The organism is Streptomyces gilvosporeus (assembly GCF_002082195.1).
Taxonomy (GTDB): domain Bacteria; phylum Actinomycetota; class Actinomycetes; order Streptomycetales; family Streptomycetaceae; genus Streptomyces; species Streptomyces gilvosporeus.
On record NZ_CP020569.1, the window covers coordinates 5,573,960 to 5,588,306 of the forward strand.

At 71.7% G+C, this 14,347-nt stretch carries 10 protein-coding genes; 7 read left to right on the top strand and 3 right to left on the bottom strand.

Translation table 11 applies throughout. The features are described 5' to 3' along the window. Positions 1–14: 14 nt before the first annotated feature. On the bottom strand, positions 15–1,037 hold the full coding sequence (locus B1H19_RS24985) for a hypothetical protein (RefSeq protein WP_083107006.1): 1,023 nt from the start codon (positions 1,035–1,037) through the stop codon (positions 15–17). A 344-nt stretch (positions 1,038–1,381) separates the two neighbouring features. On the opposite strand from B1H19_RS24985, the gene B1H19_RS24990 reads away from it, so the two are divergent. From B1H19_RS24990 to B1H19_RS25000, 3 genes are all read left to right on the top strand, one after another. Further along, a complete protein-coding gene (locus tag B1H19_RS24990) occupies positions 1,382–3,508 on the top strand; it encodes a serine/threonine-protein kinase (protein ID WP_083107007.1) in 2,127 nt (708 codons plus the stop codon). Between the two features lie 173 nt (positions 3,509–3,681). Then, positions 3,682–5,319 carry a succinic semialdehyde dehydrogenase gene (locus tag B1H19_RS24995; RefSeq protein WP_083107008.1) on the top strand — a complete coding sequence of 546 codons (1,638 nt, stop codon included), beginning with the start codon at positions 3,682–3,684 and terminating at the stop codon, positions 5,317–5,319. Between the two features lie 105 nt (positions 5,320–5,424). Then, entirely contained in the window at positions 5,425–7,263 is a 1,839-nt protein-coding gene (locus B1H19_RS25000) for a GMC oxidoreductase (protein WP_083107009.1), read from the top strand. A gap of 333 nt (positions 7,264–7,596) precedes the next feature. On the opposite strand, the gene B1H19_RS25005 is transcribed toward B1H19_RS25000, so the two are convergent. Then, entirely contained in the window at positions 7,597–8,709 is a 1,113-nt protein-coding gene (locus B1H19_RS25005; protein WP_083107010.1) for an LAETG motif-containing sortase-dependent surface protein, read from the bottom strand. Between the two features lie 1,061 nt (positions 8,710–9,770). Continuing rightward, on the bottom strand, positions 9,771–10,088 hold the full coding sequence (locus tag B1H19_RS25010) for a chorismate mutase (protein ID WP_083107011.1): 318 nt from the start codon (positions 10,086–10,088) through the stop codon (positions 9,771–9,773). A 246-nt stretch (positions 10,089–10,334) separates the two neighbouring features. Here B1H19_RS25010 and guaA point away from each other — a divergent pair, with 246 nt between their 5' ends. The 4 genes from guaA to B1H19_RS25030 all read left to right on the top strand — a co-directional run bounded on the left by guaA (position 10,335) and on the right by B1H19_RS25030 (position 14,293). Continuing rightward, complete coding sequence (gene guaA / locus B1H19_RS25015) at positions 10,335–11,918, top strand: glutamine-hydrolyzing GMP synthase (protein ID WP_083107012.1); 1,584 nt, start codon at positions 10,335–10,337, stop codon at positions 11,916–11,918. Between the two features lie 112 nt (positions 11,919–12,030). Beyond that, positions 12,031–12,393, top strand: coding sequence for a Uma2 family endonuclease (locus B1H19_RS25020; protein WP_083107013.1), 363 nt, complete (start codon positions 12,031–12,033; stop codon positions 12,391–12,393). 87 nt (positions 12,394–12,480) lie between these two features. Further along, positions 12,481–13,365: a 2-hydroxy-3-oxopropionate reductase gene (locus tag B1H19_RS25025; protein WP_083107014.1), complete on the top strand. Its 885-nt coding sequence runs from the start codon at positions 12,481–12,483 to the stop codon at positions 13,363–13,365. Positions 13,366–13,507: 142 nt separating this feature from the next. Further along, positions 13,508–14,293 (top strand): class II aldolase/adducin family protein, encoded by a 786-nt coding sequence (locus B1H19_RS25030; protein WP_083107015.1) that lies wholly within the window; start codon positions 13,508–13,510, stop codon positions 14,291–14,293. The last annotated feature ends 54 nt before the right edge of the window (positions 14,294–14,347 follow it).

Consider the following 14,347-nt stretch of genomic DNA (forward strand, 5'->3'; position numbering starts at 1 on the left):
GCCCCACCCCCGCCTCACTCCGAAGAAGGCACCCCCGGCCCCAGCGCCCCCCGTACACCGCCGTACGGCCCGTAGGCCCGCCCGGTGGCCAGCACCACCACCGACGTCATCGCCGCCAGCGCATACGCCGTCGTGGCCATCGACAGCGCGCCCTCCGGGGTCTCGGAGGAGAGGCTGAAGAAGTCCGTGACGGCCAGCAAGACCACGGTCCGTACGGTCAGATACAGCTCGACGGCGGCGAAGACGAGGAGCGCGCCGCGGATGTCCCGGTGGCCGCGGAGGGCGATCACGCCGAGGATCAGCAGGACGAGGACCGAGCTGACGGTGGTGAACTCCGTGGAGGCGGAAAGGTCGAGGGTGCCGAGGACGGAGCCGTCGACCGCGCCGCGCAGATAGCGGGTGGTGGCCATCTCGCTGGAGCTCAGCGCGCGGACGGTCCAGATGACGCGGACGGCGGCGGTGATCAGGAACAGGACGCCGCAGATACGGGAGTGGCGGCGCCGGCGGGCCGACATGGGGGATACCGGGGCCGCGTCCGCGGCGCGCTCGGTGGCGGAGCGCAGCACGGCCAGGACGACCAGCGCGGTCACCAGGCCCAGCCCACGGGTGGCGAGGGCCCAGCCGCCCAGGGGATCGTTGCTGTACTGGTCGCGGTAGGCGGCGTTGAACAGGCCGACGCCCTCGCGCAGGGAGACGGCCAGGAGCAGGAAGCCGCACAGGAGGGCCGCGCTGCGGGCCGTGCGACGCTGCGCGAGGGTGAGGCCGCCGACGGCCAGGAACGCGACGGTGAAGGCCCATTCGTACGGGCCGAGCACCTGGGGCGCTGGGGTCGCGCCCGGATTGAACAGGCCCTCGACGAAGTCCCAGGCGGTGGTGTCGGCCTGGCCGAGCCCGTAGACCGTCCAGGCCAGCAGTGCGGCGCCGTACAGGACCAGGCACAGACCGCTCGCCAGATAGGCACCGCTGTGCTCCGGGGCTGCCCGGCCCGGGTCGGAGCCCGGACGGACGTCCACCGTTCCGCCGTCCTGCATCACCATGGCCGACCCCCGTTCCGCCGTACCGGCCGCCGTACGCACCGGCCGCCGCTCCCGTACGACGACCTCATTGGCCTCACTGTGTCAAGGACGGCGGGAGGGGCGGGGGAGGTTCCCTCCCGTGTCGTGCGACGGCCGAAGGAACGGGAGCCGGAACGCGGCGGTGTGCCGGTGCCGGCGACGGTGCTTGCCACAACTGCCTTCGTAACTGCCTTCGTGGGCGCGGTGGAAGACAGGAGACCAGTGGATCAAGGGGCTCCCAGGTCAGAGCGCACGCGCGCACAACTGGCCGCGGGGGAAGGGGGACTGCCCCCTGCGGGCCGGGCGCGGTGCGGCAAGATGGGCCCATGGGGATCTTCGGGGGCGAGGGCCGACTGGTGGGCGGCCGCTACCGCTTGGAACTACGGCTGGGCCGCGGCGGAATGGGAACGGTCTGGCGCGCCACCGACGAACTGTTGGGCCGTCATGTCGCAGTAAAAGAACTGCACTTGGACGAAACGACGGCCGAGTCCGAGGCGCGCGTGCAGCGGGATCGGGCGATGCGCGAGGCCCGGACCGTCGCCCAGGTCAAGCATCCGCAGGTGATCGTGGTGCACGACGTGGTCGAGCAGGACGGCCGGCCGTGGATCGTGATGGAGCTGGTGGACGGCCCGTCGCTGGCCGACCGGCTCTACACCGGCGGCCCGCTCGCCCCGCGCGAGGCGGCCCGGATCGGGCTCGCGCTGCTGGGCGCGCTGCGGGCGGCGCACGCCCGCGGGGTGCTGCACCGCGACATCAAACCGGCCAACGTGCTGATCGAGTCCGCGACGAACCGGGTGGTGCTGACCGACTTCGGCATCGCCCAGGTTCCGGGCGCGACGACGCTCACCGAGGCCGGCGGGTTCGTCGGCTCGCCCGAATACACCGCGCCGGAGCGGATGGCCGGTCGCGGCACCGGCCCCGAGGCCGACCTGTGGTCGCTCGGGGTGCTGCTGTGCGCCACGCTCAGCGGGGAATCGCCGTTCCGCCGGGATTCGATCGGCGGGGTGCTGCACGCCGTCGTGTACGACGAGATCGAGATCCCACCGGCGGCCCGGCCGCTGCTCGCCGTCGTCGAGGGGCTGCTGGAGCGGGACCCGGAGCGCCGGATGGACATCGCGGAGGCCGAGCGGCTGCTGCGCGGCTATCTACGGACCGGGCGCACCCCGCAGCGCGGCGCCCCGGGGCACTGGGGGCGCAGCCGGTCCGCGGGCTTCGACGAGCCGGCCGCGGCGGGCGCGGGCCCCCGGCGGCCCGGCCCCGGTGCGGCCGATCCGTTCTCGGACGGCCCCGATCCGTTCTCCGGTGGGGCCGATCCGTTCGCCGACGGACACGATGACGTCGATGACGTCCATGGCGGCGGCCTCCATGGCGGCGAGCCGCACGGTGACGTCGTCCCCGGCGGCGCCCTCCACGGTGGCGTCCTCCCCGGCACCGGCCTCCCGGGCGAGCACCCGCCGAGCGAGGAACCGCTCTCGCCGGGTGGGACACCGCCCCGGCCGAGCAACGAACCACCCCCGCCGACCGGCACCCCGCTGCCCGGTGCCCCGCCCCCCGGCCCCACACCCCCGCCCGCCGCAGGCGGCCCGCCCCAGGCCCGTACCCCCGGCCGCACCCCCGTCGCCCCCACCGGATACGGCGCCGGACACGACCCCGGATACGGCCCTGCCTACGGCACCGGATACGACCCCGCCCACGCCCCCCACACGCCCGCAGGAGCCGTCCCCGGCCGCCCCGGCAGCCGCTCCCGCACCCCCATCGCCCTGCTCATCGCGCTCGCGGTGGTCGTCCTCGGCGGGGCGGGCGCGGGCCTGACGGCCCTGCTCATGAACGGGAACGGCGACCCGGGCACCCAGGGCAAGGGCACCCCCGCCGCGTCCCGGGACGGCGGGCACTCCCCGTCCCGTGCCGAGTCGGGCGCCGAGTCCGGCGCGCCCGCGAGCGGTACGCCGAAACCGGGTGCGACCGTCGCCATCACCTCCAGGCCGTCCGGCTCCAACGCCCCCAAAATTCCCACCGGTTACGTCCTCGTCCACGATCCGGCCGGTTTCTCCATGGCTGTACCGGACGGCTTCACCCGCTCCTACGAGAAGCACCGGGTCTACTACTACTCCCAGGGCAAGCGCTTCCGGATCGGCGTCCAGTTGCAGAAGCCGGTGCCCGAGGGGCCGATCGGCGCGATGCGCACGGCGGACGCGAACGGCCCCCGCGACTACGACGGCTACCGCCAGGGCAAGGTCACCGAGACCACGCACAACGGGCTCCAGGCCGGGCTCTGGACGTTCGTCTGGAGCGGCAGCGCCCAGGACGGCGGTTCGCGCTACACCTACGACCTGAGCTGGACCGAGAGCGGCAAGATGATCGACGTATGGATCTCCGCGCCCGTAGGCTCCCGCGCGGAGGCCAAACGCCACTTCGACACCGCCGTGAACGCCTTCCGGCTCACCGGCTCCTAGCACGGCCCCGGCCGCCGACCGGAGATCCGCACCCGGCCTCGCACCCGGCCCCCGCGCATACCCGCTGACCAGACCCTTTACGGCCAGCAATCACTGGCACGTTTGTGGGTGGGGCGTGAAAACCTATTACTCCCGGGTACACAAAGCGCCCGGGGAGGAATACGCTCCCCCGCATGACGGACTCGCAAGGCACCAAGGACAGCGCCCAGGAAAGCCCCGCAAGCCCCGCAGGGAACCCCGTGGCACCCGCCGCCCCCGGTACCCGTACCGCCGCAGATGTGGTCACCCCCGAGGTGGTCGCCCGGCTGACCCGTGGCGTGGTCGGCACCGGCAAGACCGCCAACCACACGCCCTTCACCGGCGAGAAGCTCGCGGACCTGCCCGAGTCCACCCCCGAGGACGTCGCCACCGCCTTCGAGCGGGCCCGCGCCGCCCAGGAGAGCTGGGCGCGCGTCCCCGTGCGCAAGCGTGCCGCCGTCCTCCTCCGCTTCCACGACCTCGTCCTCCAGCGCCAGGCCGAGGTCCTCGACCTCATCCAGCTGGAGACCGGCAAGGCCCGGCTGCACGCCCACGAAGAGGTCCAGGCGGTCGCCGTCGCCGCCCGCCACTACGGCCGCAAGGCCCCCGCCTACCTCCGGCCCAAGGGCCACACCGGCGTCGTACCGACCCTCACCAAGGTCACCGAACTGCGTCAGCCCCGGGGCGTGGTGGGCCAGATCGCGCCCTGGAACTACCCCTTCGAGCTCTCCGTCGGCGACGCCCTCCCGGCCTTCGTCGCGGGCAACGCCGTCGTCATGAAGCCCGACACGGAGACCGCGCTGACCGCGCTGTGGGCGCGCGAGCAGCTCATCGAGGCCGGGCTGCCGCCGGAGGTGTGGCAGGTCGTCCTCGGCGACGGCCCGGTCGTCGGCCCCGAGGTCGTGCGGCACGCCGACTACGTCTCCTTCACCGGCTCGACCCGCACCGGCCGAGAGGTCGCCCAGGGCGCCGCGGCCCGTCTGGTGGGCTGCTCCCTCGAACTGGGCGGCAAGAACGCCATGTTGGTGCTGCACGACGCCGATGTGGAAAAGGCCGCCTCCGGCGCCGTCCGCGGCTGCTTCTCCTCCGCGGGCCAGCTGTGCATCTCCATCGAGCGGCTGTACGTCCACGAGTCCGTCGCCGACGACTTCGTCCAGCGCTTCGCCGCCCGTACGAAGGCCATGCGCCTGGGCAACGCCCTCGCCTACGGGGCGGACATGGGCTCCCTGGTGGGCGAGCGGCAGCTGGAGACCGTCACCCGCCATGTCGAGGAGGCCGTCGCCAAGGGCGCCACGCTCGTCGCGGGCGGCCGCCCCCGCCCCGACATCGGCCCCCTCTTCTACGAGCCCACCATTCTGGACGGCGTCGCCGCCCCGATGGCCGTGTGCAGCGAGGAAACCTTTGGTCCGGTCGTCTCGATCTACCGCTTCCGCGACGAGGACGAGGCGATCGCGCTCGCCAACGCCACGCCCTACGGCCTCAATTCCAGCGTCTGGACCAAGGACGGGCGCCGCGGCCGGGCGGTCGCCGCACGGCTGCGCACCGGCACGGTCAACGTCAACGAGTCCTACGCCGCCGGCTACGGAAGCGTGCAGTCCCCGATGGGCGGCATGGGCGACTCCGGACTCGGCCGCCGCCACGGCTCCGAGGGCATCCTCAAGTACACCGAGGCCCAGACCGTGGCCCATCAGCGGATCATGCCGCTCGCGCCGTCCTTCGGGATGACGGACGAGAAGTACGCCCAGTTCATGACCCGCAGCCTGCGCGCGATGAAGGCGTTCCGGCTCCGGTAGATCCGCCCCTACCAGCCGTCCCCACAAGCCGCCCCCCGACCGTCCGTACCCGATCATCAGCCTCCGGCAACCCGGATATCTCAGACATATCACCAGGGAGGGCCAGTGCCCCAGGAGAACTCCGCCCAAAAACAGGCCCCGGAGGCGGCGGCGGACGGCGCCCACGCCGACGAGCGCGGCGGCTACGACTACGACGTCCTCGTCATCGGATCAGGCTTCGGCGGATCGGTCTCCGCGCTCCGCCTGACCGAGAAGGGCTATCGTGTGGGCGTCCTGGAGGCCGGCCGCCGCTTCACCCGCGAGACGCTGCCCAAGAACTCCTGGGACCTGAAGAACTACCTCTGGGCCCCCGCACTCGGCCTCTTCGGCATCCAGCGCATCCATCTCCTCGGCAAGGTGATGGTCCTGGCCGGTGCGGGCGTCGGCGGCGGCTCCCTCAACTACGCCAACACCCTCTACGTCCCGCCGAAGCCGTTCTTCGACGATCCCCAGTGGAAGGACATCACCGACTGGCAGGAGGAGCTGAAGCCGTACTACGACCAGGCCCAGCGGATGCTGGGGGTGCGGCTCAACCCGACGATGACGCCCTCCGACGTCCATCTGAAGGCGACCGCGCAGGCCATGGGCGTCGGCGACACCTTCCACATGGCGCCGGTCGGGGTGTTCTTCGGGGACGGGCAGGACGCGGACGGGGCGGCGAAGGCCGCGCCCGGAGCGACGGTGGCCGACCCGTACTTCGGCGGCGCGGGCCCCTCCCGCGCGGCGTGCACCGAATGCGGCGAGTGCATGACGGGCTGCCGCCACGGCGCCAAGAACACCCTCAACGAGAACTACCTCTACCTGGCCGAGAAGGCGGGCGCGGTCATCCACCCGATGACCTCCGTCGTCACCCTCACCGAGGACTCCCGCGGCGGTTTCGCCGTCGGCACCCTGCCGACCGACAACAAGAAGAAGGGCACGGGCCGGACGTTCACCGCCCGCCGCGTCGTCATCGCGGCCGGGACCTACGGCACACAGACCCTGCTGCACCGCATGAAGGACAGCGGCCTGCTCCCTTACGTCTCCGGCCGGCTGGGCTCGCTCACCCGCACCAACTCCGAGGCCCTGGTGGGCGCGCAGAGCGACAACCGCCGCTACCGCACGCGGCACGGCGCGCCGAAGGTCGACTTCACCAAGGGCGTGGCGATCACCTCGTCGATCCACCCCAACGAGAACACCCATATCGAGCCGGTCCGCTACGGCAAGGGATCCAACTCCATGGGCGGCCTGACGATCCTTCAGGTCCCGTACCGGCCGACGGGCCGCGTCGCGGGCTGGCTCGCCAACCTGGTCCGCCACCCCTGGCTGGCCGTCCGCTCGCTCTCCAACCGCCGCTGGTCGGAGCGGACCATCATCGGCCTGGTGATGCAGTCGCTCGACAACTCCCTGACGACGTACCGCAAGCCGAAGGGGCTGGGCAAGGGCCTGCTCACCGCCCGCCAGGGCCACGGCGCACCGAACCCGAACCAGATCCCCGAGGCCACCCGGGCGGCGACCCTGCTCGCCGAGGAGATCAACGGCTTCGCCGGCTCCAACATCGGCGAACTGATGGGTACTCCGCTCACCGCGCACTTCCTCGGCGGCTGCCCGATAGGCGATTCGGCCGACTCCGGCGTCATCGACCCGTACCACCGCCTCTACGGCCACCCGGGCATCTCGGTCGTCGACGGCGCCGCGGTCTCCGCCAACCTGGGCGTCAACCCGTCCCTCACCATCACCGCCCAGGCCGAACGCGCCATGTCCCTCTGGCCCAACAACGGCGACCCCGACCCCCGCCCCACCCCCGGCCACCCCTACGAACGCATCCCCCCGATCGCCCCCACCCACCCCGCGGTCCCCCCACACGCCTTCGGCGCCCTGAACCTGCCGTTCGTACCGGTGCCTACGGTCCCTCCGAAGAAGTAGCCCCTTCGACGAACCAGCTCCGCCGGCTAACTGGCCCCGTTGAGGAATCAGCCCCGCTGAGGAACCAGCGCCGCTGAGGAACCAGCCCCGCCGAGGAACCAGCCCCGCCGAGGAACCAGCCCCGCCGCCGGACTGGCCCCGTCGACGAAGTGGCCCCTGGCACTCGGGATACCCGGGTATCCGGGATACCCGGAATACCCTCCCCCCGCCCCACGTTGTGGCCTGCAAGGGGCGCACGCATCCCCTAGGGGATGCGTGCGAACGCCCCCTAAGGGCCCACCCGCGACAAAGGGCCGCACCCTCCAGCACGGTGCGGCCCTTCGCCGAGCGCTGCTACGCGGCCGCGCCCCCGTCCGTGCCGGGGGTCCTACGGCGCCGGACGGTGAAGACGGCGCCCGCGCCGACGGCCAGGGCGAGGCCGCCCACCAGGGCGATGGTCGGCAGCATGGAGGACGAGCCGGTCTCGGCGAGGTCGCCGGTCACCGGGACCTTCTTCATATCGCCCGTGGGCCGGGTGTGCTTGATCGGCTTCTCGCTGCCCTGCGCACCGGCGTGGTTGCCGGGCGCGCCGGGCTTGGCCGGCGGGACCGTGCCCGGCGTGCTGTCGGCGGCCAGGATGGTGAAGTCGTACCACTGCTCCGGGGCCCAGCCGCAGGAGCCGTCCTCGTTGTAGTAGTCGCTGGTCACCAGCGCGAAACCGGCGCCCGCCTTGGCGCTCTTGTCGGCGCGGATGCGCAGCTTGAGCGAGGTGGTGGTGTGCGGGTCCATCTCGTAGGCGAGGAAGTACGCGCCGTCGGTCCACTCGTCGAACGAGGTCCACTTACCGGTGTCCGGGTCCTGGTACTCCAGGTTCAGGAGGGACTTGGGGTGGTCGATGTTCTCGGCCGGAGCCGCGGCGACGACCGGGAGGACCTCGTTCAGCGTCTTGTCGGTGGTGTTGGCCAGCTTCACCGAGAAACGGGACCAGCCGGCGCCCGCGACGAGCTTGGAGGGCAGGTCCACGACCGTGACCTTGACGGCCTTGTCGTCGACCTTGCAGTCGGGCTCGTCCGTGGGGACGTCGGACGGGGCGGCCGATGCGGTGGGCTTGGGCGAGGCGGCGGGGGTGGGGGAGCCGCCGGGCTCGGTGTTGCCGCTCGGGGAGGCGGAGGCGGTCGCCCCGGCCTGGTCGCCGGTGCCGGTGCTGGTCCCGGTCTGGTCACCGGTTGCCGTTCCGGTCCCGTCGTTGTTGCCGGCGGGCTGAGTGGCGTCGCCGGCGGCGGGGGTCTCGGCCGGCGTGGCGGTGTCGTCGCTCTGCTCCGGGCCGGGGGTGGCCGGCGCCGGGTCCGCGCTCGCGCTGGACCCGGCGCCGGCACCGGTCGCATACGCGGAGGGGGCCGCCATCAGGGCGGCGGGGGTGATAACGGCCGCAGCGGCAGCGGCCGTCAGGGCACGGCGAAGCTTCATCGAGAAGACCTCTCGGGGTCCAAAGTGCCGTGGGGTGCGGCACGTGAAGGTGCGGGCCGTCGCGGTGGGGCGCGGGGTGGCCGTGCGATTGCAGGTACATGACCAGCCATGGCTGAAAATGGTTGCTCGGCGGAGGGGGTGACGGAAGGTGATGCCCGTCACATGGCTCACAGGGATCGCACAGATCACTCACAGCTCATGCAGAGGTCCCGCATGAGCCGTGCAGCGAGCCGCGGACGGGCCGGTGGCGCGCGCCGGAGTGTGGTCGCCGCGTCGATGCATGGCCGAGGGCCCGCGGCTCGCCCGTGGCCCGGTGAGCTTTGCTGGCGCCACACGGTCCGGGCGCGGCAACGACTCGGCGAAGGCCCCGTCAAGGCACGGCGGAAGCACAGCAACGGCAGAGCGAAGGGCCCCGGATGCCGTCCGCGAGGGGGGATGCGGACGACCACGGGGCCCTTGGCTTTCGGTGCCGGCGTCAGGGCAGCGCCGGCACCGACGGGCGGCGCTGGGGGGGGGTAGCGCCGCTGGCTCTGGAGTGGTGCGTGTGGTTCAGGTGGTGCGGGCCGCGCGGTGGTGTGGACCAATGACACTGTCGAAGGCCGTAACCGGGCGCGGAAAGCGGTACGTCGAGCATCGTCCTGGATGCGCCTCACCCGGCGCAACCGTTTCGACCGGATGCGGTCGGTCCCGGGCGTCCCCAGGACCGACCACCCCATCGGATGTGACCGGGCTGCTGTCCCCTGCTGACCGGTCACGGCACCGGAGCGAGGTCCCACGACGCGGACCGCTGCAAGCGGTCGGCGTCTCATCGCTCCGGCTTTCCGCCCGTGGGGCGGCGTCTACGCGTAGTCCTGCAGGCCGCGCCTGGCTGACGCGGCACCGGGAACAACGAACCCCCTCGGCGGCCGGTCACGCGCCGTACGGGTGAGTCGGCAACCGAACTCAGATCCGGCCTCTGAGCCGGGCACGCGCCGCCTCGTCCCGCGCCCTCGCCAGGCCCTTGGAGCCGACGATTTCCGGCCACGCGGACCCTGCCTGCCCCCTCTCAGACCCGCCCCCTCTCAGACCTGCCCCCGCGACAGCTCCAGCAAGGTCATCGCCAGCGCGGTGCCCGGCTTGCCGAGCTGGTTGCGGTAGTGGGCCAGGATCTCCATCTCGCGGGCGAGGTTCACCCGGCGGCCGCCGGAGGCCATCCGTTCGCGCTGGATGACGGCGGAGACGGCCATCCGCTCCTGGACGAGGCCGATGATGCGGCCGTCGAGATCGTCGATGCGGCTGCGCGCATCGCTGATCAGCCCGGCCGCCTCCTGGGTGCTGGCGCCGGTGTCGGGCGCGGTGGCCTGGGCGGCGGGGGCGGCGGTCGCGGTGTCGGTGCTCATATCCGTATCTCCTGGGGTACGGGCCCCGGAGCCGACGTGGTCCCGAATGCAGAACGCCCCGGGCCTTGTCGGCCCGGGGCGCCTGGGGAAGTCGCTTGTCAGTCGATCAAGCAGCACGACCATGGCAGCCGGACGGGCCGGTGCCATAGGTAAAGACGAAGGTCTGCTGCGTGGACATGGCGCCAAGTATGAGCCCGTTAGAATCGAAAGTCCAACCCCCTCGTTCCACCGCCGGAAGGCCGCGAAGTGTCATCAGGACCCCCTGCCGCCGCCCCGGACGTCGTCCTCGTGGTCGACTTCGGCGCCCAGTACGCCCAGCTCATCGCCCGCCGCGTCCGCGAGGCCAGGGTCTACAGCGAGATCGTGCCGTCCACCATGCCGGTGGCCGAAATGCTCGCCAAGAACCCGAAGGCGATCATCCTCTCCGGCGGTCCGTCGTCGGTCTACGCGGAGGGCGCCCCGCGCCTGGACCGCTCCCTGTTCGAGGCCGGCGTCCCGGTCTTCGGCATGTGCTACGGCTTCCAGCTGATGGCCACCACCCTCGGTGGCACGGTCGACAACACCGGCGCCCGCGAGTACGGCCGTACGCCGCTGACCGTCTCCAAGCCCGGCTCGACCCTCTTCGAGGGCACCCCGGCCGAGCAGTCCGTCTGGATGTCGCACGGCGACGCCTGCTCCGCCGCCCCCGAGGGCTTCACGGTCAGCGCGTCCACGGACGTGGTGCCGGTCGCCGCGTTCGAGAACGACGAGAAGCGGCTGTACGGAGTCCAGTACCACCCCGAGGTGCTGCACTCCACCCACGGCCAGCAGGTCCTGGAGCACTTCCTCTACCGTGGCGCGGGCATCGAGCCCAGCTGGACGATGGGGAACATCATCGAGGAGCAGATCGCCGCGATCCGCGAGCAGGTCGGCAACAAGCGCGCGATCTGCGGGCTGTCGGGCGGTGTGGACTCCGCGGTCGCCGCCGCCCTCGTGCAGAAGGCCATCGGCGACCAGCTGACCTGCGTGTACGTCGACCACGGCCTGATGCGCAAGGGCGAGTCGGAGCAGGTCGAGAAGGACTTCGTGGCCGCCACCGGCGTTCAGCTGAAGGTCGTCGACGCGCAGGAGCGCTTCCTTGCCGCGCTGGCCGGGGTGTCCGACCCCGAGACCAAGCGGAAGATCATCGGCCGCGAGTTCATCCGCGTCTTCGAGCAGGCCCAGGCCGAGATCGTGGCCGAGGCGCCGAACGACCACCCGGTGGCGTTCCTGGTGCAGGGCACGCTCTACCCGGACATCGTCGAGTCCGGCGGCGGCACCGGCACCGCCAACATCAAGTCGCATCACAACGTCGGCGGGCTGCCCGACGACATCGAGTTCGAGCTGGTCGAGCCGCTGCGGCAGCTGTTCAAGGACGAGGTCCGGATGGTCGGCAGCGAGCTGGGCCTGCCGGAGGAGATCGTCCACCGCCAGCCGTTCCCCGGCCCCGGCCTGGGCATCCGCATCGTCGGCGAGGTCACCAGGGACCGCCTGGACCTGCTGCGCGAGGCCGACGCCATCGCCCGCGAGGAACTGACCGCGGCCGGTCTGGACCGTGAGATCTGGCAGTGCCCGGTGGTCCTGCTCGCCGACGTCCGCTCGGTCGGCGTCCAGGGCGACGGCCGCACCTACGGTCACCCGATCGTGCTGCGCCCGGTCTCGTCCGAGGACGCCATGACGGCGGACTGGACGCGGATGCCGTACGACGTCCTCGCCCGTATCTCGACCCGCATCACGAACGAGGTCGCGGACGTGAACCGGGTGGTGCTGGATGTGACCAGCAAGCCGCCGGGGACGATCGAGTGGGAGTGACCATCGCTCGGTGATCTCCCACCGCCGTTGACGAAACGCCGTCGCTCATTCGTTTGAGTGGCGGCGTTGTCGTTTCTTCTCGGACGCGGCGCGACTGTGCCGAGAGTGAGGCATGGATGTCCATGAACTGTTCCCGGACTGGCCGAGGCCGCCGTACGAGGGCTTCACGGCCGAGGCCCGCGGAGGACCGGACACGGACCGCTATGCCGCGAGTGATGTGGTGCTGGCCCTGGAAACGGTGTCTCCGGACTCCGAGGAGCGGGACCGGCGGCGCAAGCCACGGCTGTATGCCGACGCCGGGATCCCGTACTTCTGGCGGGTGGAGGCGGATCAGGAGTACCGGCCGGTCGTTTACACGTACGTGCTGGACCCGGCGGGCGGCGCCTACGTCCCGACCGGCGTGCACCGCGACCGGCTCGCACTGTCCGTCCCCTACGACATCGACATCGACCTGACCGGCATCGATGAGCTCTGACAGTTGACGTTGATTGTTGCGCCCCACATCATGGATTCCGGATAGCGATGACTTGGTTTCGCAATACGGAAGTTAGAGGTGGGTGCAATGGCCGCCATCGCCTTCATCGGCCTGGGCATCATGGGCAGCCCCATGTCCGTCAACCTCGCCAAGGCCGGGCACACCGTCGTCGGCTGGAACCGCAGCCCCGGCCGGGCCGGCGCCTTGATCGCGGCCGGTGGCAAGGAGGCCGCGTCGATCGCGGAGGCGGTGCGTGACGCGGACGTCGTCATCACCATGGTCCCGGCGTCCCCGCAGGTCGAGGCGGTGGCGTACGGCCCCGACGGCATCCTGGAGTACGCCCGGCGCGGTGCCCTGCTGATCGACAACTCCTCCATCACGCCGCAGACCTCCATCGACCTGGCCAGGGCCGCCGCCGACAAGGGCATCCGGGTGCTGGACGCCCCCGTCTCGGGCGGTGAGGAGGGCGCCGTCGAGGGCGTGCTGTCGATCATGGTCGGTGGCGACAAGGCGGACTTCGACGCGGCCCGGCCCGTCCTCGAAGCGGTCGGCAAGACCGTGGTGCACTGCGGGCCGCACGGCGCCGGGCAGACCGTCAAGGCCGCCAACCAGCTGATCGTCGCCGTCAATCTGGAGGCCGTCGCGGAGGCCGTGGTCTTCCTGGAGAAGTCCGGCGTCGACCTCGCCGCCGCGCTGGAGGTCCTGGGCGGCGGACTGGCCGGCTCCACCGTGCTGGCCCGTAAGAAGGCCACCCTCCTGGCCCGTGACTACACCCCGGGCTTCAAACTGGAGCTGCACCACAAGGACATGGGCAACGCCCTCGACGCCGCCCGCACCGTCGGCGCCCCGCTCCCCGTCGGCGCCGTCGCGGCCCAGCTCATCGCCTCCGCCGTGGCCCGCGGTGACGGAGCCCTCGACCACTCGGCGCTGCTGCGCGGGGTGGAGCTGCTGAGCGGATACGGGGTGGAGTGAGCCGTCGGCCGCTCGTGGTGCCGGCGGTGCGGGACGGGGCTGCGCATCGATGCCCGTCGCAGCTCTGGCTCTCGCAAGTACCGGAGGGTAGCTTCCGCCCTGGGGGAAGCGCTGTGAGTCGTACGTGCCGAAGGAGAGCCCGATGCCCGAGCCGACGCCCATACCCACCGAACTGCTGCAGTTCGCGATGCCGCCCACGCACGAGACCGTCGAGGACGAGCGGCGGTACCGCAAGGAACGCCTGGTCGCGGCGTTGCGCCTGTTCGGGCGCTTCGGGTTCGAGGAGGGGGTGGCGGGCCATATCACCGCCCGGGACCCGGAGTTCACCGACTGCTTCTGGGTCAACCCCTTCGGGATGTCCTTCAAGCACATCACGGTCGGCGATCTGATCCTGGTCAATGCGCAGGGCCAGGTGGTCGAGGGCCGCTACCACGTCAACCAGGCCGCGTTCGCCATCCATTCCCAGGTCCACCAGGCCCGCCCGGACGTGATCGCCGCGGCCCACAGCCACTCCACGTACGGCCGGGCGCTGTCCTCGCTGGGTGAGCTGCTGGACCCGATCACCCAGGACGTCTGCGCCTTCTACGAGGACCACGCCCTGTTCGACGACTACACGGGCGTGGTGGTGGACGAGGAGGAGGGCCGCCGGATCGCCGTCGCCCTCGGGCCGCACAAGGCCGTGATCCTGCGCAACCACGGGCTGTTGACGGTCGGCGACTCGGTGGACGCGGCGGCCTGGTGGTTCATCACCATGGAGCGGTCCTGCCAGGTGCAGCTGACCGCGCGGGCGGCCGGAAAACCGGTGCTGATCGACCACCACAATGCGGTGCACACGCGGGAGCAGCTGGGCAACGACCTCGTCGCGTGGATCAACTACCAGCCGCTGTATCAGCAGATCGCGCGGAGCGAGCCGGATCTGTTCAACTGACCGGCTGGCCGGGGCGGGAGTCGAGGGGGGCAGGCGGCCGATACGGCGGCGCCC